The organism is Flavobacterium bernardetii (assembly GCF_011305415.1).
Taxonomy (GTDB): domain Bacteria; phylum Bacteroidota; class Bacteroidia; order Flavobacteriales; family Flavobacteriaceae; genus Flavobacterium; species Flavobacterium bernardetii.
Map to the genome: position 1 here is coordinate 231,828 of NZ_JAANOQ010000004.1, position 23,537 is coordinate 255,364.

The window sequence follows — 23,537 nt, forward strand, 5'->3', positions numbered from 1 at the left end:
CATTTTAAGATAAAAAATTAATGCCACGCGAACTACTCATTCAAGTTTCTCCAGAAATGGCGAATAACGAAGAAATGTTATACCAACACGTTTCTAAATTAGTACATACTTCTATATCTGATTTACAAAAAATTGTGGTGGTAAAACGCTCTATTGATGCCCGACAAAAAGCCATAAAATTCAATTTAAAACTAAATATTTACTTTAAAGATGAGGTGTTTACCGAATCTAAAATTGAATTACCCAATTATCCAAACGTTACTAATAAACAAGAAGTTATAGTTGTTGGTGCTGGTCCGGCCGGATTATTTGCTGCTTTGCAATTAATAGAATTAGGTTTAAAACCAATAGTTTTAGAGCGCGGAAAAGATGTTCGTGGTCGTCGTAGAGATTTAAAAGCGATAAATGTAGACGGAATTGTAAACGTCGATTCCAATTATTGTTTTGGAGAAGGCGGAGCAGGAACGTATTCTGATGGGAAATTATATACTCGTTCCAAAAAACGTGGCGATGTAGATAGAATTTTACAATTATTAGTGGCTTTCGGAGCAACTGAAGAAATTTTAGTAGAAGCACATCCACACATCGGAACCAATAAATTACCACAAATTATTCAAGATATTCGCGATAAAATTATCGAATGTGGCGGTCAAGTTTTGTTCGAAACACGTGTTACTGATATCTTAGTTAAAAATAATGAAGTGGACGGAATTGTAACTCAAAACGGAGAAACAATCCATTCTAAAAAAATCATTTTAGCAACCGGACATTCCGCTCGTGATATTTTCGAATTATTACATAAAAAAGAAATTTTCATCGAAGCGAAACCATTTGCATTAGGCGTTCGTGCAGAACATCCACAAGAATTGATTGATAAAATTCAGTATTCTTGCGATTTCCGTGGCGAATTTTTACCACCATCTCCATATTCAATCGTAAAACAAGTCAATGGACGTGGGATGTATTCGTTTTGTATGTGTCCAGGTGGCGTAATTGCACCTTGTGCCACAGCTGATGGAGAAGTAGTTACGAATGGTTGGAGTCCAAGTAAACGAGATCAAGCTACTGCCAATTCTGGAATTGTAGTCGAATTGCGTTTAGAAGATTTCAAACCTTTTGAAAAATTCGGACCTTTAGCTGGAATGGAATTTCAAAAACAAATTGAACAAAAAGCATGGCAATTGGCAGGAAAATCACAAAAAGTTCCAGCACAAAGAATGATAGATTTTACACAGACTAAAGTTTCAAAAGATATTCCAAAAACATCATATGTGCCAGGAACAACTTCGGTAGAATTAGGGGAAGTTTTCCCATCATTTTTAACACAAACGATGCGAGAAGGTTTTTCAGCTTTCGGAAAATCGATGCATGGTTATTTAACTAACGATGCCATTTTACATGCACCAGAAAGTAGAACGTCATCGCCAGTTCGTATTCCAAGAGATAATTTCACTTTGGAACATGTTCAAATTAAAGGTTTATATCCTTGCGGAGAAGGAGCTGGTTATGCAGGTGGAATTATTTCTGCAGCAATCGATGGTGAAAAATGCGCGTTGAAAATTAAAGAAGCATTAGGTAATTAAAAAATCTTTGCGATCCTTGCGAAAACCTTAGCGTCTTTGCGGTAAAAAAAACAGTATGACATTAAAAGGACAAAATATCCATTTGCGAGCACTCGAACCTGAAGATTTAGATTTTCTATACGAAATAGAAAACAACGAATCGATTTGGGAAGTAAGCAACACGCAAACGCCATATAGTAAATGGGTTTTGAAGCAATATTTAGAAAATGCGCATCAAGATATTTTTGAAGCCAAACAATTGCGATTGGTTATTGTTTTGTCTGCAACTAATGAAAAAGTAGGATTAATTGATTTGTTCGATTTTGATGCCAAAAATAGTCGTGCCGGAATTGGAATTATAATTTCGGAAAACTTTAGAAATCAAGGGATTGGGAAAGAAACATTAGAATTGCTTTCTAATTACGCTTTTACACATTTGAATTTACATCAATTATTTGCAAATATTACTTCAAATAATGAAGCTAGTTTACAGCTTTTTAGTAATTTTGGGTTTCAAAAAATCGGCATAAAAAAAGACTGGAATAAAATAAATGGTACTTTTGTAGATGAAGTACTTTTTCAACTAATACATAAAAAATAAAAATTTTGGGAGCAAAAAAAATATTCGGAAGAATTATCGTTATTGGTACAATATTAATCATGATTTGTGGTGGATATGTAATTAATAAAGCTTTTACAGGAAATACAAAATTTGAAGAAGAGGAAATGTTTGTATACATTCCAACTGATTCTAAATACGAAGATGTAAAGAAAATTTTAGCGCCATATGTAGAAAATCAAGATAAAATTGATTGGGTTGCTTCAAAAAGAGAATATGATACGAATGTAAAAGCAGGTAAATTTCTATTGAAAAAAGGAATGAGCAGTTTCAGCATTGTTCGTGCGTTACGATTAAATGTTCCTGTGAAATTAGCGTTTAACAATCAGGAAAAAGTACAAGATTTATTCGTGAGATTGGCTTCACAAATTGAACCTGATACGACAAAATTGAAAGACATCTTCACAAACGATACTTTTTTACAAGAAAATGGTTTGAATAAAGACAATGTAATGTCGTTTTTTATACCAAATAGCTACGAATTTTATTGGAACATTACTCCAGAAGAATTGTCTGAAAAATTAACAAAAGAATACAAAAGATTTTGGAATGACGGTAGATTGGCAAAAGCTAAAGCGTTGAATTTAACTCCAGCTCAAGTCTATACTTTAGCTTCAATCGTACATAAAGAAACCGCTAAAGCAGACGAAAGACCAAAAGTTGCTGGTGTCTATTTAAACCGATTAAATAAGAACATGCCATTACAAGCGGATCCAACGGTGATTTATGCATTAAAACAAAAGTCAAACAATTGGGATTTAGTGGTAAAACGTGTGATGCACAATGATTTAATGACAAGTTCTCCATATAATACTTATAGAAATACAGGTTTACCTCCAGGACCAATCTTTATGCCAGATGTATCAGCAATTGATGCGGTTTTAAGTCCAGAAAAACATGACTATTTATATTTCTGTGCCAGTGTAGAAAAATTTGGTTACCATGAATTTGCAACCGACTATAACGAACACTTAAAAGTGGCTGCAAAATACGCTGATTGGGTTGCCAAACAGAATTACAAAAGATAACTTCATAAAATATTTTAAATCAGGTGTAAGTGTTAAAAAGACTACTTACACCTGATTTTTTTATACTATTCTTCTATTTTTTACGTTACTATACAATGAAATTTTTTATAACTGCCATTTTTTCTCTTTTTATAAGTTTGGGTTTTTCGCAAGAAAATCTAACACATACTGTACGTAAAGGTGAATCGCTTTATAGTATTTCTAAAAAATATAAGGTTTCTGTTTCTCAATTGGAAGAACTAAATCCAACTGCAAAAAAAGGTTTAGATGTCAATGCTGTTTTGAAAATTTCTGAGAAGAAAGATGTAGAAGTACTAGAACACGAAGTGGTTGCGAAAGAAACTTTATTCGGATTATCGAAAAAATACAATATTAGTATCGAAAAATTGAAACAATTAAATCCAAGTATTGAATCGGAAGGTTTGAAAATTGGACAGGTTGTGCGACTTTCTAAATCAATAAATTATTCCATTCCAGAAAAAATTGTTGTTGAACAACCAAAACAAAAAAAGGACAAAATTGAAAAAGTTGAGAAAATAGATGCGCTTCAAGAAGTTTTTCATACCGTTTTACCTAAAGAAACCAAATACGGACTTTCTAAAAAATATAAAATCAGCATTGCTGAATTAGAACAATTAAATCCGCAAATTAAAAACGAATTAGCTGTTGGTACACGTTTGGTGATTCTTACATCTGAAAAAATAGATAAAGAAGTTGTTGTAGATCAAGTTGTTTTTCCAAAGGAGATTAATCTAGTATCTGAAAAAGGTTTGTTAAATGCGGAATCCGTAATTGCAACTGCTTCAAGTAATATTGGTGTAAAATATAGAAGTGGCGGAACAGATTCTGCTGGTTTTGATTGCTCTGGATTGATGTTTTCTTCTTTTAAAACTATTGATATTACGTTGCCAAGATCTTCAAGTGAACAAGCTTCAGTTGGTATTAAAATTGATAAAATTTCTGCTCAAAAAGGTGATTTAATCTTTTTTGCAACAGGTGGTTCGTCAAGAATAAATCACGTAGGTTTAATCACCGAAGTTTCTGAAAATGATATTAAATTTGTACATTCATCTACCAGTTCAGGTGTGATAATTTCTTCGGTTACAGAAGATTATTATGACAAACACTTCGTGCAAATTAACCGAGTAATCTCTCAATAATAGTTCAAATTCATATTCTTTATTGAAAATCGTTTTCTTTTTTTATCTTTAGCAAAACTATAATTTTACTATGGAGAACAAAACTGAGTTTAAAAAAGAATTAGGATTGTTAAATGCAACTAGTTTAGTTGCTGGTTCGATGATCGGTTCCGGAATATTTATTGTAACTGCCGCAATGGCCCGAGATGTTGGTTCTGCCGCTTGGATTTTAGTCATTTGGTTGGTTACAGGTTTGTTAACGATGTCGGCCGCTTTAAGTTATGGAGAATTAGCCGGAATGATGCCAAACGCTGGTGGACAATACGTTTACATTCAAAGAGCTTACGGAAAATTAATGTCTTTTTTATACGGTTGGACCGTTTTCTCTGTAATACAAACAGGAGTAATTGCCGCCGTTGCAGTAGCTTTTGCCAATTATACCGCCGTTTTTATTCCAGAATTAGATAAAACACTTCTCGAAATTGGTTCGTATACCATCAATTTAAAACAAGTTTTAGCTATTGTTAGTATTGTATTACTAACTTTCATCAATACAAAAGGGGTGAATAGTGGTAAAAAAATCCAATTATTATTTACCGTTGCAAAGTTATTCGCGTTGTTCGCTTTAATCATTTTAGGATTATATGTGGGTTTACAAACTGATATTTTAAGTCATAATTTTGAAAATATGTGGGAAGCTTCTAAAACGGTTTTAGAAGAAGATGGAAGTTTAACAGTAACTAAATTAAGCGGAATTGCGTTATTAGGTGCGATGGGAGCAACGATTATTAATTCGTTATTTTCTAGTGATGCATGGAATAATGTGACGTTTATTGCTACCGAAATTAAAGATCCAAAAAAGAACATACCAAGAAGTTTGTTTTTAGGAACTTTGATTGTAACTGTAATTTATATTCTGGCGAATTTGGCTTATTTGGCTTTGTTGCCAATTGGCGGAAGTCCAGAAGATGCTGGCGTTTTAGGTAAAGGAATTATGTTTGCTACAGATGATAGAGTAGGTGCAGCTGCAGCGAATATCATTTTAGGAAATGTGGGGGTTTTTGTAATGGCAGGTTTAATTATGGTTTCGACATTTGGTTGCAATAGCGGAATTATTTTAGCTGGAGGTCGATTGTTTTATGCGATGAGTCAAGATGGTTTGTTTTTTAAACAAGCTGGCGAATTAAACAAAAATAACGTTCCTGAAAAAGCTTTGTGGTTTCAATGTTTATGGGCTTCGGTATTGTGTTTGTCTGGTAAGTATGGCGATTTATTAACGTATGCCACTTTCGCTTCATTATTATTTTATATTTTAACAATTTACGGAATTTTCATCCTTCGTAAAAAAGAACCAAATGCAGAACGACCATACAAAGCTTTTGGTTACCCGTTTGTGCCAATTTTGTATATAGTAATAACTTCTTTAATTTGTATTACTTTATTGATTTATGATACAAGAAATACAGGTTTAGGTTTAGGGATTGTGTTATTAGGAATTCCGATTTATTATATCACACAAAGAAAATCAGAATAGATTTATAAAAATAAAAAAGCCAAACAAGTAGTAATTTGTTTGGCTTTTTTTATTTGAAAGAAGATTTATTTCTCTATAGCTTTTTTAAGGTTTTCACCATTTTTTTCGAATGCATCTCCAATGAACTTTTTGGCTAATATCGACATTAAGTTTTTTGGATAGGATTCCGTTCCGTAAAACTCTTCAGTATGTGTACATGAATTAGCATTTACTGCTTTAATAATTGATGCACCTTTACTATATCCTTCAAATGGTTTAATAAAATGTAAATCGATATCAATGCGTTCGCCGTCTAATTTTGTTATGGTTTGACTACCTTCTCCAACATCTTCATTACCTTTCCAAGTTTGTTTTGCGCCAACAGTTCCATCCACTCCAGTATAAGTTAATTTAATATTGGGATCAGATAAAACCCAAGAACTCCATTCTTCTTGATTTTTTAGTGTTTTTACAAAATCGTAAACTTCTTTTTGAGGTTTATTGATTGTAACAGTGTGAGTAACCGTGTAATTATTAGGAATAAATAAAGCTACAACTAATAGTAATCCTATTAATGCTAAAATAAAAATCAGTATTTTTTTTAAAATTCTCATAATTTATAGTTTTTAGTTAGTAAAGTAAAGTTACAATATTTTTGATAAAAAAAAACCGTCCCAATTTTCACTGAGACGGATTCTTAAATTTTATGTTGCTTTCTACTAGTAATACATATAACGTCTTACTTTAGCAATGTATTTCGCTAAACGAATTACTTGGTGACTGTAACCATATTCGTTATCATACCAAATGTATAAAACGATATTTTTACCATCTCCAGAAACGATTGTAGCATTACTATCATAAATTGAAGGTTGAGATGTTCCAACGATATCAGAAGAAACTAATTCGTTGTTCATTGAATATTTAATTTGCTCTACTAAGTTTCCTTCTAAAGCATATTTTTTCATGATTTCGTTTAATTCTTTAACAGATGTTTCTCTACCAACTTCTAAATTTAAAACCACTAATGAACCATTTGGAACAGGAACACGAATAGCGTTTGAAGTTAATTTACCTGCTAAACTTGGTAAAGCTTTTGCAACAGCGCTACCAGCACCCGTTTCAGTAATTACCATGTTTAAACCAGCCGCTCTACCACGACGGTATTTTTTATGCATATTATCCACCAAGTTTTGGTCGTTGGTATACGCGTGGATCGTTTCTAAATGCCCTTTTACAACTCCTAAAGTTTCTTCAACTACAGCTAAAATTGGCGTAATAGCGTTAGTTGTACAAGAAGCTGCTGAGAAAATATTTACTTCGTCTGGATTGTATTCATCATGATTTACACCATAAACAATATTTGGAACACCTTTTCCTGGAGCAGTTAATAAAACTTTATCTGCACCTTTAGAAGTTAAATGTCTTGCTAAAGCTTCTTCAGTTGTAAAAGCACCAGTGTTATCAATAACTAAAGCATCGTTAATTCCGTATGCTGTATAGTCAATTTCTTCAGGAGAATTTGCTGTAATAATATGAACCGTTGTTCCATTGATAATTAAAGCATTGTTTTCTGGATCTGCAGTAACTGAACCTTCAAAATCACCGTGAACTGAATCGTAACGTAATAAAGAAGCACGTTTTTCTAATAAAACTGCATCGTTTTTATCACGAGTTACAATCGCACGTAAACGTAATTGTTGTCCTTTTCCAATTTTGCTCATCATTTCACGAGCTAATAAACGACCAATACGTCCAAAACCGTAAAGTACTACATCTTTAGGAACAATTTCAGAAGTATCTTTTGCATTTTTTAATTTATCAATAACAAAAGCAGTGGCATCGTTATATTTATCGTCTTCTAAGTGAAATTCGTACGTTAATTTTCCAATATCTATACGAGAAGGTGGTAAATCTAAATTTTCAATCGCTCTAGCAATTTCAACCGAATCAAAAATATTAATTGGTTTTTCTACAAAAGCACCAGCATATTCGTGTAAGTTGATAATGTCAGAAACATTTCTATCTATCAATTGATTTCTAAATAATACTAATTCAATAGATTTGTCGAACCATAAATCGCTTATAATTCTAACGAATTCTACACATGCTTTTCTTCTGTCTGCTTGAAAAGCTAATTCTTTTTCGTAAATAGTGTTGTTGTTCATGAAAATATAGATTGTGTTACTAATTTCATGCAAAAGTATATATTTCAATCGTTTTCGTAAAGCTTTTTCACACTTTTTTATGATACTTTCGAATCGTCATATTTTTATTCAATAAAACTAAATGAGCCCGATACAATATCGAGCTCATTAGTGAAAAAAATGTTTATTTTTCCAATTAATTCATTATTCTACAATAATTTTTTTAGAATATTTACCTTTTTTAGTTGTTACATTAACGATGTAAACTCCTTTTGCAAAAGATTTTGTTGGTAAAGTTACTCTGCTTGAACTTGAATCAAAATCGTTAGAAGTCCAAGTTTTGATATTTTGACCTAAAACATTATAAACTCTTATTTCATTAATATCTTCATCAAGAAGTTGTTGTAAAATTACCAATTCGTTATTGAAATGATAAAAAGTATTAGTGTTTAAGTCGAATGAATCATTATCTAGGGTGTTGTTTTTGAATCGAATAGTAAATCGATTGGTAATTTCACCTGTAGAGATTGGTAATATTATCTCACCATTTTTTAAGCTATGATAAATTTCAGTTTGATTATCATGTAAATAAATTTCTTGATTTTGATCAAAATTAACTAATTCATCAATTACAAATTTACCATTTCCATTGCTAGAAGATTTAATGTTAATAGGAAATATGCCATTATCATTAAAAGTACCTTCAGCCTGAATAACTAAATTTTTATTCAATAATGGGAAATAAGCATCATTAGTTTGCAAATCTATAGCTGCACCATCGTATCCATTATCTAATCCAGAAGTTGCTTCATTGTTTGGTGTAAAACCTAATAATAGTTGTCTTTGCATATTACCCTCAATAGCAGTGAAGCTTAATCTAATTAATTTATATGGACTAATTTCAAAATTATCTTCTTGATTCGTTTCCTGAGTTGAGTTTTGAGAATTAGAACTAGTTGCATTTCTAAACATAATATTAGAATCTGCATTTTCTTCTTTAACAAACAACCTTTGATTATTATTAAAAGTAATTGTACCACCTGTTGCATTTCCTTTCACAAAGAATGCTTGTCCAACTGGAATAAATCTACCTGGTATTCTAGTACTTGAACCCGCTCCACTTATTAAAGCTGGTGCAACCGGAGAAACCCCTCCTAAAGCGGTTCTTGTAGCATAACCACCTTGGTAAGCTGCTAAATAGTGAGTGTTATTCGTAGCATAATGTTCCCAAAAATATAAAGTACCATCAATTCTTGATAAATTATCATTAATAAACGCTGTAGCATCTAAAGCAGAAGCATAAGGATTACCAATTAAATTTATAGCTCCTGCACCAATATTTAATCCAGTTGATGAAATTAACCCATTATTAGGCTTTCCTACAAAAACATAATTTTGTGTACTGATTGCAGGAGGTGCTACTACACCGCTTCCTTTCATTGAATACCCTTGACCTGTTTCTAATATTGAGTTTTCCGTAATTTGTTGCCAGTTAGCATAAGCAGGAGAAAGATTAGTGAATTTGTGCAACCATCTTCTTGCAATACTAAAAGGAGAAGTGCTTCCATTAAATCCGCCTACCCAATTAATGTTTGCTGGCGTTGTAGCAGTTGTACCATTTTTCATGGCATTATTTAGAGTATATCCTGTGTTATTTGAAACAACGCTCGCTTCTGTACTAACTGGAGATGACCAATAATTATAATTGAATAAATTTCCAGTTCCTTGTTGGTCTCTTTCTAAAGTTCCAGTACTTACAACATCTAAATCACAATTTAATGTTTGGATTAATTGAGAACGACCCACCAAATCAATTTTACCATTTAATAACAAATAATGAGAAATTTGCATTTTAGTATCGTTTTGAACAAATAAATTACGTGTAGTATCCACAAGTAATCCTAACATAGTTTTATTTCCAGTTGAAGTCACATCATTGTTTATTCTAACAATATTCCAATCAATTGGAGTTGACCCATCAATAACAGAGTTTGAGTTTGGAATGTAGTTTGATGTGTTATTTGTCCAAGTTGTAGCTGTAGTCCAGTTTCCGGTTGTTCTTGAATCATATGGTAACGGTGCTGTTTGTCTGTCAATTGTTGTTACATTTTTCAAAGCACCAGTTATATTATTGTTCGACTTATCTTTAACATTCGTGTAAGTGTAAGTTGACATTGGATAATACAACATTAAATTACTCCAAGGTAAACTAACAACCTCATTTAGTGTTATGTTTTGTGGAATAATTGCACCTTTAGTAGAACCATCTGTATGTTTATCCATTTCTTGATTCATTAAAAATCGCAATTGATTTACAGATAATGTTGAATTCCATATTCTAACTTCATCAATTGATCCATTAAAATGTTTAGTAATTGATGCAGAATTTGATGCCGCAACTAAAAATTCAAAAGCATTGTTTTGTGGCGCTAATACATTTGCTGAATTATTTAAAACTCCATCAATATACATTCTTGCAATAGTTCCATCATAAGTAACTGCTAAATTATGCCACCTTGAAGCAGGAATTACAATTGTAGATGTTATAGATTGAGTTGCCGCTCCATTCGTCCATGTCATTTGTGCATTTCCACTCGCATTTATAAAAAATTCATAACCTGTAGTTGCGTTTTTCTTACTTAAAATTGTTCCGTTTGTTGCATCTCTTTTTATCCAAGCTGATGCTGAAAAACTTCCATTTAAATTTACATTATTTCCTGAATTTACATAATCACTAGTTCCGTTAAAATCGATTGCACGAACAAAAGTTCTTTCTGGAGCAAATCCAAAAGTGATGTATTTTGTTCCGTTGAAATCAAAAGAAGTCTCTAAGTTAGAACCATTAGCAGTCATTACTCGGTATTCTGCAGTTGGTGTAAATACAGGAGTATCAGAAATAAACATATAAAAATCTCCTGGAGGCGATAAGGTTGCTGTTAACATTGTTGCAGGTAGTGATACTTTTACAGTTCCAACATCACCACCTGTTTCAATTACTCGCCATGTTCTTTGAACAGATGTAAAATCAACATTTGAGGTTAAAGCAGGAGTAATTCCAGAACTTATATTAACTATTAATGGAGCAGCAGCAGCTAAGCTTGCATTGTTATTTCCCCACATCAAGAATCTTTTGTCACTTCCAAACGAATTTGAGTTTTGATTATTTGTGGCAAAAATAGTATTCAATCCTAATGTAATATCTTCTTCTTTATTTACTGTTTTTGATTGTTTTTGATTTAGTTGAGCCACATCGTCTCTTCCAATTCCAGCGACATCAAAATTAAATCCAGCTGAAGCGTTATAAATTGTAGTTCCATTTGAGTCTACATAATCTAAACTTGTTCCGTTATTTCCTAATGTAATTCCGTATTTAATAGCTAAATAAGATTCAATTTTTCTTCTATTTCCATCTGTATTTCTTGCGTCATAAGTAATAACTTCTAAAATGTCTCCACCATAACTTGAATCAAAAAACTCACTTCTTCCTAACCAATATCTCGAATTTAGTATGTTTTTGTAAGTTCCAGTAGCAACATTTGACGCAGTAAGTTGTGTACCATTATTATAGATATGCATTAAACTGTTTGCTGTATTATCTCTTTTTCTTGGATTAAAAATTTGAGGACCAACATAGGATTTAGTACCATTAATTTCTGCTTCACCATATTCTGTATTTGCGGCTTGGTTGTATGCAACAATTTCGTTTAAATATCTAGCAGATGAATTTCCCATTGAAAATCCAGTAACATCCTGGCTACCTTGATTTGTATTCACATCATCACCACAAAAAATATCTTGTGCACTTGTTGATCTATTAATAGCAACCTTTGGTTTAACAACGATAAACATATCGTGATTGTTGAAACCTTGTCCTCCATACATTGCGCTTCCACCATTGAAATTTATTACAGGGTTAAAATTCACATTATTTGTTGCATTATTATAAAAAACAGGGCTTTTAGACGTTTTTGTATTAGCATTTCTTGTATTACCAAATACGTTATCTTGCCAAGTTGTTAAAGATGCTCCATCTGTATAGCTACCAATATTTTTGTCTGCTTTTAGCCAAAGTCTTAAATTAGTTGTAACTCCTCCTGGAGCATTAGATATGGTAGGCATTACAGCTACTTGAGCTCGTACTGTAAAAGTATAAACATTTTTGCCTGCTGTAACATTGCTATCATTATTTACAGTAACTGTTGCACTAAATGTTCCTGTAGCAGTTGGTGTAAAAGTTGCAACAAACGAGGCAACTGACCCTGAATTTATATTTTCATTTAAATTTGTTGTTGTAAAGCCTGTTCCTCCAGTTATCGCTACAGAAGTTACGCTTAAAGTATTGCTTCCTAAAGAATATACTTGAAAAGGAATTGAGATTGGTAATCCAACATAAGTTGTACCAAAATCCGTCAAATCAATAATTGAAGGTGTTGTATCTGCATCTGAAATTGATGTGTCATTTCCTTGAATATCAATTTCTCTTCCTGATATAATACAGTTTCCTTGAATTGCAAAATCATAAATGCTTTCGTCTGTGTCGTTATTATTGATAGTTACAATTGCTAAATAACTTCCAACTGTTGAAGGACTAAATGTTATTGTAAATGTAACTGATCCACCTGCTGGTATTGGAGAAGTTGGGAAACCAGTAACGGTAAAAGTTCCACTACCAGACAACTGAACAAAAGGAGCACCAGTTAAATTTAATGGTGTTGTTCCAGTATTTTGAATAGTAAAAGTACTTGTGGAATTTCCTCCTAGTATTGCGTCAGGAAACAAAGTTCCGTTTGTGCCAGTAGCAGAGGAAGCATCATCAAAGATGTTATTTCCAAAACCTGTAATGTTAATTTCTGGTTCACCGCCTGTTCCGCTAATAGCAAAATCAAATGGGTTTTCATTAGTATCGTTATTTACAAAAGAGATAGTTGCATTTCCTACACCTAGTGCTCCTGGTGAAAAACTTACTGTAAAAGTAGTTGATCCTCCACTTGCTATTGATGCGGCTGGAGGGGTTATTAAAGTAAATTCTGCAGCATCAGCTCCAGTAATAGAAAAAGTTCCAATAGTTAGTGGCGATAATCCATTATTTTGTATTGTAAACGTTCTAGTTATTGGAGTCCCGATAGAAGTCACTCCAAAATCTGTAAAATCTGCTAATGTAGGAGTTGTGTTCCCATCAATAATATTTGTTCCATTTCCTGAAACCGAAATTTCTGGAGTTGCAAAACCAATTAGTTTAAAGTTGTCAAAAGCTCCACCAATACCACGAGCATTACCATTAGAAGCAAATACAACTCTAAATTGAACATTGTTGTTACCGTTAAAATTAATATCTTGAGTTGAAATATTAATGTTTCTGGTTTGCCACAGGGAGTTGTTATCTCCGCCAGACCATCCATTAGATCCTAAACTACTAATGTTTTCAGTATACCAACCCGATCCATTACCTAGGTTTTTCCAACCTCCGCTGTTCAATTGATATTGAACCTTCATACCGTCGTTCGTGTTGTCTGAAATATAAGTTCTTGTATCAATGGATAACGTAATATTTTCATAACCTGAAAAATCTATTATCGGTGAAGTGGCCAGAATATTTGTTGAATTTTTATATTGAGATCCACCTCCATGTCTTTGAGTATACATACAACTTGTTATATTACCAGTTCCAGGATCAAGCAAAAATGGAGCTCTATTATGCTGAGCATTATCAGTACCTCTCAACCAATTACTGTCATTAACTCCAGTAGATGTGGGTGTCCATGCATTAACACCTGTTCCATTTTCAAAATTTGCATTGAAAAAAGTAGTTTGTGCATTTGTGAAATTTAAAAAGAGTACTAACATAAAAGTAAGTAATGCTTTTGTTTTTTTTGTTTTCAGTAGGGGGAATGCTACCATAAGGATAAGAATAAGGGATAAGATTAATTAGTAATAATTTTTGTTGTTATAATGCCTTTGTTTTTTGTTGTAATTTTTACAGCTAAAACTTGATTATTGATGTTATGTAATGAAAAACTATTTTCAGTTTCATTTATGTTTGTTTTGTAAAATACTCGTCTTCCTAATAAATCATAAACTTCAATTTGTTGAATTTCATCATTAATTGATTTTATATGTACAAGATTTTCCGATTGATAGATGGTAAAATTTGAAATTTCTTCTAAACTATTTGATAGCGTTACATCTTTGAAGACAATTTCAAATCGATTATCAATTATTTCAATGTTAGAGTCAAAAGAATATGCTCCGTTTTTTAAATTGTGAATAACATTTAATACTTTATCTTTTAAATAGATGTTTTGATTTCCAGCAAATAATCCGTCAATGTTATCTATTTCAATTTTATAAGTACTTGGTTCAACAATTGATAATCCTAATGGAATAACATCTTCATCTGTAAAAGGAAGCATTTTACCTTGAACTGCATATTTATTTGAATCAATTACAGAATACAAAGTACTTCCTTGGTTTCCAAACGAAAGTCCGTCAATTCCGAAGTCGTAATTATTAGTTGCTTCGTTCATATAGCCTATTAAAGCTTGACTAAATTGACCAGTTTCGTTTTTAAGATTTAACCAAATTCTGTGTTTTTCTTCTGAATTAAATGAAACTTCAGAAGGACTAAATGCTTTGAAAAATTGATTTCCATTGTTTATCAATCGCATTTCGTTAGAAAATGAAATATAACTAGGAACAACTGCATTTACAATAAATCCTTGACCTACTTGAATTGTTCCGTTTGGTGATGCTCCACCAGCTGCAGAAGCTGTTCCTCCTAATAAAGTGTAAGTTGCGTAATTGTTTAATGGATATGTTCCAGCTACCGCTTGTTGTGTATGTGTCCAAAAGTATAAGGTTCCATCAATGGTTTGATTTTCGGTTCCTCTATTAAATGTGTTTTTTAAGATAAAATCATTAGCACTAATAGTAGAAGGATAAGGATTTCCAATGGCATTGTAACCAGAAATTCCTTTTTTGATAACAGGTTTGAAATACGAGTTATTAAAAGTTCCTGTAAAGTTCCCAGCATATGGAGAATATACGGTACTCGACCAGTTATTTGGTGCTCTTACTAAATATCCTTTTGTAGGTATGAAATTATTTGAACTTGGAATTATCGGATCATATACACCATTCGTTGCCGTGAATGGATTGTAAACATAAAATCTATTTGCAACCGTCTGTGGTGAAAAAGCTAATAAATTTTGATTTGAAACTGGCGATGACCAAAGGGTATAATCTAATCGAATTATTGGACTACTATTTCTATTTACTGTTGCATTTCCTGTATTGTTTAAATGTTCAACTTGAATTAAATTCGCATTATTTTGAACAATAATATTCGCGGTTGTGTTAATTGAAACGGTTTTGTTTACTGTTACATTAGTTCCTGAAGCAATAGTTAAAACTGCAGTTCCGTTTACTTGAATCGAACACGCTTCTAAATTTACTGAAGTAGTAAAGTTGCCATTAAAAATAACATTCTTGTTTTTATCTGGACTTCCATTACTCCATGCTGTTCCATTCCAAGTTGTTGAAGTCGCACAAGTTTGTGGTGTTACATTTATTGTAAAAGTTTGTCCACCAAGTAAGGCTAAATTGTTTCCTTTAATTGTTGCAACAAAACTATCCGAAATTGTACTTAACGCATTGTGTTTGTAAGAAAGTTGCGCACTATTAATATTTGCTTGTGTAAACGAATCTCCAACATACAAGCGTTGACCGTTCAATAATAAATAACCGTTTGTTGGTAATTTAGTTACTATGTATTGTAATTGTGCTGTTGTTGCACCAGATTGTGTAGCGCTTAATAATGCAGCAGTTATGTTTTGAGTTGCTCCTTGATTAATTGTTAATGCATTATTAACCAAAGCAATATTATTTACTACTTGTAATTTTCCACAAATGGTGATACTAAATTCATGGAAAATACCACCTGAAGTGTTTGAAACTCGGTCTGTTGCTAATAAAACCCAAGTTCCTTGAGCATTTGAACCAATAAATCTTGAAAACGCCTGACCCGGTTGTTGAATTCCTTCTAAACCAGCAACAACACTTCCGTCAACATTTCCACATGTTAAAGGTATGCCTGCATCATCAAAAGTTACATTAAAATTGGCGCCAGAACAATCTCTATTATATATTTCTGCAAATACGCCAGTTGGAGCTCTAAATTGCATTTTTATATCCGTAAGTAGCGGATGCGTAGCTCTCATGTAAAAGCTAACTTTATTGATAATTAAATTATCGGTAACATCAATTCTAGCGCTTACCGCATTATTTGAGTTGATATCCCAAGTATCGTCACCTCCTTGAAAATATTCATTAGTGTAAGTATTACAAAAATCTTTTGAAATTTGAAACGAATAAATTTCCGAGTAAGAACCATATAAACAAGTATTTTTTGGTCTAACTCTCCAGAAGTAAATTTTCCCTTCTACCAAAGAAGTAGTTTGGTATTCTAATTTTGAAGTTGTTACAGTTTCAGCTATTGAAGAAAAAAGTGGAGATTCTGAAATTTCTACGATATACTCTTCTGCACTAGTTAAAGTGTTCCATTTCAATAAAACAGATGTAGCAAGATTAGTTGCTCCATTTGCTGGAGAATTTAAAGTAAGTTGTCCAATAAAGTCTTCATAAACATTTAATGAAACAGGACTTGTTCCTGAAGCATTTGTAGAATTTCCTTTTAAAGTAACAGGATAATTTCCTGCAGGAACAGATGCGGCTCCAGAAAGAGTAACGGTAACTTGTCCGTTTACAGAAAGTGAAGTTGGTGAAAAACTTGCTGTTAATCCAACTGGTAAATTATCCATAGAAAAGGTTACAGCTTCCCCAAAATTGGGTGCTTTTGCATAATCAAAAGTAAAAGAACCAACATTTGGTTTACAAAGAGGAATATTTGTACCAGCTGTTATAAATTCAAATGTTCCAGGTTTTATTTCAAAATTCTGATTTGAAATATCAAAAAAGATGTTGGTTGCCGCTTCAATTTTTACTCTGGCTTTTTTAGTTATGTTATTTGGAACCGTTATAGTTTGAGTTCCATCATTTGCTGTATTTGAAAGTAATGTAATTGGATACGTATAACCTCCGTCAAGAGATAATTTGATATTTACATTAGCAGATAAGGTATTGGTTGAATTTACAGCCCAAGTAACCGTTTTAGTTTCTCCAGCATACCAAACTTCTGAACCTAAATTTGGAGAATTAACTACAAATGGTCCTGTAGTATTAACTGTAATTATAACGTTATCGCTATTGGTTTGACCAACTTGAGTATTATTATCTCGAACTGTTAGTCTAAAATTTAAAGTTCTTCCAACCGAAGGTAAAACTTCCCATGTTGGAGTTTGATTAGCAATAATTGCATCTAAATTTGGAAATACTCTCGCTGAATTTGTAGTTGGGAAAAAAGAACGGAAAACTGGTCCAGCTGTATTTGTTGATACTGGTGGCTGAACTCCGCCGTCTGTAATGTCATATTGTTCCCAGCAATAAGTCAAAATATCTCCGACGGTTGGGTCAGAAGATAATTTCCCATTTAATATAAAAGGTGTGCTTTTTGGAATTGTATAATCTGCACCTGCATTTGCAGTTGGTTCTACATTTGTATAACTTGTTTCCGTTTCGCAAGTATGCGAATTTACAGCGGTTGTCATTTGTGCAATACTTCTGGCGTGAAAATATCCATCACTATTCGCCTGAACATTTGGCGCACATATACCAGCATAACCTAAAATGGTAGAAGCACTTCCTGGTTCATAATCGTCAGTTACTTTAGAACCAAAACAAGGATTATAATACGTATGACCCGCACTAAACTGATGGCCAATTTCGTGCGCTACATAATCTATATCAAAAGGATCAAACTCTGGTGTTACAATTCCTGTTACTCCAGAACCTTTGTTAGTCCCACAAGGTCCAGTTCCTGCAATTCCACCACCACCAGTACTAAAAACATGCCCAATATCATAAGCTGCAGCAGTAATTAGTCCAGAAATATTTCCTGTATTTGTGGATAACATTTGTGTACCACTATAATTGTCATACGGATCAGGGTCTGGTGAAGCATCCGTATTGAATCCGTTAATATATATTAATCGATTATTACTTGGTACGATTTGAAATCTTAATCCCATATCTCTTTCAAACACACTGTTTACCCTTGTAATTGTAGTGTTCATTGCAGCTAAAACACCGGCTACCGTATTACCATGATAAACCGAATAATCTGACGTGCAAGCGATGGCAATTTCATAGGTTCTATATTTACCATCAATAGTGTTTTTTTGAAGTTGCTGTGTTCCAAATTGTACTACATTTTCATCTTTTTCCTCATTCACATAGCTACAATTAAAGTCATCATCAGTAGCTTTATTAAAGTTTTTTCTGTTGTAAACAAGTACATAATTAGATTCGCCTCTTTTATATGGATCTAAATAAATCGTTTTTTCACCATTAATTACACCATAAAAATTATCTTTTGATAAACTGATGTATATTTTGTGCAATGGATTTTGTTTGCTAATACCAACGTAAGATTGAATTTCAGGATAAAGTGCACTCAAATCTTTGTGCATATAAAAAACCCTTCTAATATTAAAATCTTCAAAATGCCCATCTTCTAAAGGGAAAGAAATAGAAACATTTGTATTGTTTGCATTAACAAAATTTTCCTCAGGAGCAATTTTTAAGCGGTTTTTTAAATCAGAGAAGTTAAAATTGAATAAGTTGTAAGAAGTGGGAAGTTGTTCTTTTGTTCCATTACCAATTTTTGTTTTTACATCGTGGTAATTTACTTTTTTCCAATTTGTTTGTGCATTTGATAAATTTAATATTAGCAAAAGCAGAGATAGCTTGAGCAAGTAATTGTTTTTCATTGTTTTAGGTTTAGGGGGCTGTTTTTTTTTTGTATTTTTGGGAAATACGAGGCAAAAGTATAATATTTTATTTAGATAACTTGTGTGTTTTTTCTTAAAATAACATGATTTTACATTAAAATAATATATTTTATTTTTTTTGGTTTTTTTTTAAAATTTTATGATAATAATAACTTTATTTTGTTTAGTAATTAGTCGAGATATTCAATCTAAATTGGTTTTCAATTATTTAAAAATTCTATTATTGATTTTTTTAATATATTTTTGTCTGAAATCTCACTAAAAGCAAAAAATATCTTTAAAAGTTAGGATTAATGAGAATATTAAATTTCGTCATTTTTATTTTATTATAATGCTGAGGCTTATTCTCAAGATTCCATTCCGAAATTTCGTTGGTTACGTTCTGGGGTTGTTGTGGGTTTTGCATCACAAAATACTTTTATAAAACAAGAGTCAGATTATCTTTATGAAAATAAAATAGTTAAGTTTTCCAATCATTTTAATTGGTCGAGAAAAAGAAAACACAGTTGGGAAATTTTAGTGGAACCCAGTTATTATCGTTCGAAACATCAAATGATAAATTATTGGTTTATTAGTCATACTGTTGTGAATGGAGACGAACTTAGAGCTAGATTCATGAAGCCAAAATCAATTAATGAATATGTATTAAATGTTGGACTGGTTTACCGAAGATATTTAAATTTGAATTCTTCAATATATACCACTTTAAATTCCGGACCAATGTATATCGATACAGATACAGAGCGACTTAAAAAAGGATTTTCTTTTAGCGATGTTATTTCAGTTGGATACAATTACAAAGTAAAAAATGTTTCTTTTGATGCGAAATTTATGTTCAGACACGCCTCAAATGCGAATTTACAAATGCCAAATTTTGGATTAAATTCTTCAGGATTTAAAATTGGTTCGTATTACGAATTCAATTAATAAAAAAATTCGCAAAACATAAGCTGCTTTGCGAATTTCTTAGTTTTTCTTTTAGTGAAATCTATAAAAAGATACGATACATTTGTCCGTTTTTGGCGATAATTTGATAACGTGTTTTTTCAGTGGCTTCTTTTTTAGCTAAATACGCCGAAACACTTTCCATATCAGTTGCTCGCATATTATCTACTTGAGTTACAATAGAACCCTTTAAATCTTCTGCATATTCTGCATAATCAGCATTAGTAACTTCTTTGATTTTTATTCCATTTTTTAAATTGAATCGTTTCTTGTCGTTGGCATCTAAATCTTCAAATTCAATACCGTTAAATTCGTACGCAATTAATTCTTTTTTAGTTAATGGAACATTTAATGCTATGTTTTTCCCATCTCTAATAAGTGAAACTTTTACAATATCATTTGGTCTTTTCGTATTGATAACCGTAGCCATTTCTGCTGATGAAGCAATTTTCGTGTCATCTAATTTTACAATAACGTCTCCTTTTTCAATTCCAACTTTTTCAGCACCAGAATTCTTGTTGACTTTATTCACATAAAATCCTTCTGTTTGCTTGATGCCATATTTCTTAGCGGCTTCGGCATTTAATTCGCCACCTTCAACACCTAAAATTCCACGTTGTACGTTTCCGAATTTCATTAAATCTTCAATGATTTTTTTAGTGATATTTGAAGGAACTGCGAAAGAATAACCTGCATAACTTCCTGTTGGTGAAGAAATCATCGTGTTAATTCCAATCAATTCTCCATTGGTATTTACTAATGCACCACCACTATTTCCAGGGTTTACTGCAGCATCTGTTTGTATAAACGATTGAATACTAGCTTTGTCTAAATTTCTAGCTTTCGCCGAAATAATTCCCGCTGTAACGGTAGAATTTAATTGGTACGGATTACCAACGGCTAAAACCCATTCACCAACTTTAATTTCATCCGAATTTCCAAAAACAATAAACGGCAATTTTTCATCGGCATCAATTTTTAGTAATGCAATATCCATTTTGCTATCCGTTCCAATTAATTTGGCTTTGTAGGCTTTATTATTATTTAAGGTAACTTCTAATTCTGTCGCATCCTGAATTACGTGATTGTTCGTAACGATATAACCATCTTCTGAAACAATTACTCCAGAACCAGTTCCAATTTGCTCTTGTTGTTGCGAACCACTTTGGCCATAGAAAAAACTCGCAAACGGATCATAAACGGTTCGGACAGAAACATTTTTAACGTGCACTACGCTGTGAATGGCTTTGTCGGCACCAGTTGTAAAATCAACACTTTCTGCACCTTTGTAATTTACCGCTTTGTTATAATTTGGCGAAGTGGTAATAAATGAATCCGAATCACTTTTTCTGTTTTCAATGAATTTATAGGCACCCAAAGTAACGGCACCACTCATTAATGATACAATAAATAGACTTCCTAAATTTTTCATTTTGTTCATTTTTTAATTTGTTTATAATGTAAATATAACTAGGTTTTTTAAATATAAAATTTCGTTTAACGCACGCTTAACAATGTTTAACACCTTTTTAGCATTTGGGCATTTCCTTACAGGTCGGGCTTTCCGCTATATCTTTTTTAAATGTTGCCTTCGAGAACCTCAGGCAACATTTAAAAAAGGATGCCGCTGTAATCCCTAATGCAATTTTGTGCAAAAAAATAAATATCTTTGTACTATGCAAATAAATTTTTTCAAATACCAAGGAACCGGAAACGATTTTGTTATGATTGATAATCGTAATAATACCTTTCCCAAAAATAATACCAAACTGATTGAATTTCTATGCGACCGACGTTTTGGCATTGGTGGCGATGGTTTAATCTTATTAGAAAATCACGAAAAGTACGATTTTACTATGGTGTATTATAATTCTGATGGTAGCACAAGTACGATGTGTGGCAATGGAGGTCGTTGTTTGGTTGCTTTTGCGAAACAACTTGACGTGATTGAAAACGAAGCACATTTTGAAGCGTCAGATGGCTATCATTATGCGAAATTTGAAAACAATTTAATTGCACTACAAATGATTGATGTTACTGATGTGAAACATTTTGAAACACATGAATTTGTATACACAGGTTCACCACATCATGTGCAATTGGTAGAAGATTTACAGCATTTTGATGTCAAAAATAATGGCTCGAAATTAAGATATTCTGATTTGTACGATGCGAGCGGATGTAATATTAACTTCGTAGAGCAAATTGATGCTGACACTTTTTCAGTTCGAACCTATGAACGTGGAGTAGAAGATGAAACCTTGTCTTGTGGAACAGGCGCAACAGGAGTTGCAATTGCGATGTATTCGACATGTAAAACAAATGCAAAACGAATCAATATTAATGTGTTAGGCGGAAAACTTACCATTAGTTTTGATGTGGAAAATAATACCTATAAAAATGTGTTTTTAACGGGTCCAGCTGAATTGGTTTTTGGTGGAAGTTTAGCCGTTTAATGTTTCAGTGCTATGGATGATATAGAGATTATTGAAGATTTAAAAAAGCAACTTGAAGAAAAGAAAGTAGGACTTATAAAACATAAAAACACTTTTCTTAAATTATTTATTGTTGTTTCACTATCTAATTTTATCGTTCCATTTATTCCTGCAGCAAGAATTGTTAGATTAGTTGAAGAAAGAGGATATTGGGGAACAGTAATTTTTGGTGCACCAATATTATTTATTGTTTTTATTATTGTTTTTTATTTACAAAAAATTAAAATTCAAGATGAAATTGAAAATATACAAAAAATAATAAATCGTAAAATAAATCAATAGATTATAAACACTTTCAAAATTTATAACTCAGTTAATCCTCCAAACTCAACAAACTCTTTTTAATAATTTCATAATGCGACCAAGGAATAAAGTGATCCGCTTTTTCAATTGGAAGGACTTCTATTTTCTTAGCATTTATAAATTCTTTTTCCATAAAAGCTACATTCGAATAAGGTACTAAAGAATCTACTGTACCATGAATAATAATTACGTTGGAAGTGATTTTATGTAATTCAGATTTCATGGTTTTTAAATCTTCTTTTAACCACCAAAGTTCTTCATTAGAAATTCGGAAAGCACCCGGAATTAAATATTTGATAGGTTTCGACATTAAAACAGGTCGCCAATTTTCAGGATTTTCTGCTTTTGGATCGATAGCACCTGCTAAAATGACAAGATTTTTGAATAACTCAGGTTTTTTTGTTGCGAGTTTTACAGCTACTGGTCCGCCCATAGAATGCCCAATTAATGTAATCGGTTGGTTGTTATTTTTTGATTGAATAAAAGGTAAAATTAAGTTGGCTTGTGTATTTAAATCTTCTGCTTCGCCAAAATTACTGTAGCCAAAACCTGGTCGGTCAATGGCAATTAAGCGGTATTTTTTTTGTAAATCGCTATCCGATAAATAGGTTTTATACGCATCCCAACTTCCTGGTGAACCGTGTAAAAAGAAAAGTGTAGGTTTGGTGGAATCGCCCGTTTCTATATAGTGGATTTGGTGGATTTCAGAAATTTTATAATTGATATCTTTAAATGCTGAATTTGATTTCGAGAAATATTCAATCGTTTTTTTAGACGACATTCGCATTTTCATGCACGACTGGCAAAAAACTAAGTAGCCACAAAACAGTATGAAGACAATCATTTTTTTAGAAATTTTTATTTTCATGTTGAAGCCTTCTG

The 23,537-nt window shown here is 32.2% G+C and carries 14 protein-coding genes; 8 read left to right on the forward strand and 6 right to left on the reverse strand.

From position 1 onward, the window contains the following. Positions 1 to 20 precede the first annotated feature (20 nt). The 5 genes from G6N05_RS09555 (at position 21) to G6N05_RS09575 (ending at position 5,882) form a co-directional block, all read left to right on the forward strand. A complete protein-coding gene (locus G6N05_RS09555) occupies positions 21 to 1,583 on the forward strand; it encodes an NAD(P)/FAD-dependent oxidoreductase (RefSeq protein WP_166127670.1) in 1,563 nt (520 codons plus the stop codon). Between the two features lie 55 nt (positions 1,584 to 1,638). Next, positions 1,639 to 2,163: a GNAT family N-acetyltransferase gene (locus G6N05_RS09560; RefSeq protein ID WP_166127673.1), complete on the forward strand. Its 525-nt coding sequence runs from the start codon at positions 1,639 to 1,641 to the stop codon at positions 2,161 to 2,163. A 5-nt stretch (positions 2,164 to 2,168) separates the two neighbouring features. Continuing rightward, positions 2,169 to 3,209, forward strand: a complete 1,041-nt coding sequence (gene mltG / locus G6N05_RS09565) for an endolytic transglycosylase MltG (protein ID WP_225875151.1) — start codon at positions 2,169 to 2,171, stop codon at positions 3,207 to 3,209. Positions 3,210 to 3,304: 95 nt separating this feature from the next. Beyond that, complete coding sequence (locus G6N05_RS09570; protein WP_166127678.1) at positions 3,305 to 4,369, forward strand: C40 family peptidase; 1,065 nt, start codon at positions 3,305 to 3,307, stop codon at positions 4,367 to 4,369. A gap of 70 nt (positions 4,370 to 4,439) precedes the next feature. Then, entirely contained in the window at positions 4,440 to 5,882 is a 1,443-nt protein-coding gene (locus G6N05_RS09575; protein ID WP_166127681.1) for an APC family permease, read from the forward strand. A gap of 65 nt (positions 5,883 to 5,947) precedes the next feature. Here G6N05_RS09575 and G6N05_RS09580 read toward each other — a convergent pair whose 3' ends face one another. The 4 genes from G6N05_RS09580 to G6N05_RS09595 form a co-directional block, all read right to left on the reverse strand. Then, positions 5,948 to 6,475: an SRPBCC family protein gene (locus G6N05_RS09580; protein WP_166127686.1), complete on the reverse strand. Its 528-nt coding sequence runs from the start codon at positions 6,473 to 6,475 to the stop codon at positions 5,948 to 5,950. Positions 6,476 to 6,580: 105 nt separating this feature from the next. Then, complete coding sequence (locus G6N05_RS09585; protein ID WP_166127690.1) at positions 6,581 to 8,029, reverse strand: glyceraldehyde-3-phosphate dehydrogenase; 1,449 nt, start codon at positions 8,027 to 8,029, stop codon at positions 6,581 to 6,583. A 183-nt stretch (positions 8,030 to 8,212) separates the two neighbouring features. Further along, on the reverse strand, positions 8,213 to 13,852 hold the full coding sequence (locus G6N05_RS09590; protein ID WP_166127694.1) for a choice-of-anchor D domain-containing protein: 5,640 nt from the start codon (positions 13,850 to 13,852) through the stop codon (positions 8,213 to 8,215). A 77-nt stretch (positions 13,853 to 13,929) separates the two neighbouring features. Then, complete coding sequence (locus G6N05_RS09595; protein WP_166127698.1) at positions 13,930 to 18,891, reverse strand: reprolysin-like metallopeptidase; 4,962 nt, start codon at positions 18,889 to 18,891, stop codon at positions 13,930 to 13,932. Between the two features lie 573 nt (positions 18,892 to 19,464). On the opposite strand from G6N05_RS09595, the gene G6N05_RS09600 reads away from it, so the two are divergent. Further along, on the forward strand, positions 19,465 to 19,839 hold the full coding sequence (locus G6N05_RS09600; protein ID WP_166127701.1) for an acyloxyacyl hydrolase: 375 nt from the start codon (positions 19,465 to 19,467) through the stop codon (positions 19,837 to 19,839). A 61-nt stretch (positions 19,840 to 19,900) separates the two neighbouring features. Here the strand turns inward: G6N05_RS09600 and G6N05_RS09605 are convergent, their stop codons facing one another. After that, the gene (locus tag G6N05_RS09605) at positions 19,901 to 21,289 is read right to left on the reverse strand and encodes a S1C family serine protease (RefSeq protein ID WP_166127705.1); all 1,389 of its coding nucleotides are present in this window, start codon (positions 21,287 to 21,289) and stop codon (positions 19,901 to 19,903) included. Between the two features lie 244 nt (positions 21,290 to 21,533). On the opposite strand from G6N05_RS09605, the gene dapF reads away from it, so the two are divergent. Both dapF and G6N05_RS09615 read left to right on the forward strand, forming a co-directional pair. Further along, a complete protein-coding gene (gene dapF / locus G6N05_RS09610) occupies positions 21,534 to 22,313 on the forward strand; it encodes a diaminopimelate epimerase (protein WP_166127717.1) in 780 nt (259 codons plus the stop codon). A gap of 12 nt (positions 22,314 to 22,325) precedes the next feature. Continuing rightward, positions 22,326 to 22,634 carry a hypothetical protein gene (locus G6N05_RS09615; protein ID WP_166127720.1) on the forward strand — a complete coding sequence of 103 codons (309 nt, stop codon included), beginning with the start codon at positions 22,326 to 22,328 and terminating at the stop codon, positions 22,632 to 22,634. Positions 22,635 to 22,665: 31 nt separating this feature from the next. Here the strand turns inward: G6N05_RS09615 and G6N05_RS09620 are convergent, their stop codons facing one another. After that, the gene (locus G6N05_RS09620; protein WP_166127723.1) at positions 22,666 to 23,436 is read right to left on the reverse strand and encodes an alpha/beta fold hydrolase; all 771 of its coding nucleotides are present in this window, start codon (positions 23,434 to 23,436) and stop codon (positions 22,666 to 22,668) included. Positions 23,437 to 23,537 lie beyond the last annotated feature (101 nt).